At 79.8% G+C, this 608-nt stretch carries 1 protein-coding gene and 1 pseudogene; both read left to right on the top strand.

The genetic code is table 11. From position 1 onward, the window contains the following. A pseudogene (locus ACVMLK_RS21270) lies at window positions 1–182 on the top strand (non-hydrolyzing UDP-N-acetylglucosamine 2-epimerase); the annotation flags it as partial. Beyond that, window positions 182–608: glycosyltransferase (locus ACVMLK_RS21265; RefSeq protein ID WP_457487572.1), on the top strand; the 427-nt coding region annotated here is incomplete at its 3' end. The pseudogene ACVMLK_RS21270 and the gene ACVMLK_RS21265, both read left to right, overlap by 1 nt.

The following is a 608-nucleotide window of genomic DNA, read 5'->3' as shown; positions in this document are numbered from 1 at the left end:
CGCGGGCGCGGGGGGGCAACCGCCGGGTCACGCCGCGGGACCTGCCGGAGGCGGTGGCGGCGGTGCTGGCCGGCGCCTGGCCGCGCGCCCGGCCGCTCCCGCTCTGGGATGGCCGGGCGGGCGGGCGCATGGCCGCGCATCTCGCCGAGGTCCTGCCCACCCCGCTGGGGAGGGCCGCCTGATGCCCGATGGAGCCGCCCCGGCGGCACGGCCCGCGGCCTCCGCCGCCGTGACGATGATGCCCCCCGGCCTGCCGCCACCCCTGGTCTGCATGCTCTCGGCGGCGCATCCGCCGGCCGATGTGCGCGTCGTCGGCAAGGAGGGCGCCACCCTGGTCTCGGCCGGCTGGCGGGTGCGCCATATCTGCCCGGCCGCCGCCGGCGCGGTCGGTGGCGAGGCACGGCATGGCGTCGCCATCGCGCCCTATCGCCGCGCCGCCGGCTGGCTCGGGCGGCTGCGCAACATCCCGGCCCTGGCCCGCCGCACCGCCGACAGCGGCGCCGCCGTGCTGCATGCCAGCGAGCCCGATGCCTGGCTGGCGGCGATCCTGGCGGCGCGGCGCAACGGCGCGCGCGTGGTGCTGGACGTGCATGAGCACTATCCTTCCC

Source organism: Teichococcus aerofrigidensis, assembly GCF_054073225.1.
This window is presented reverse-complemented; position numbering and strand designations above follow the sequence as displayed.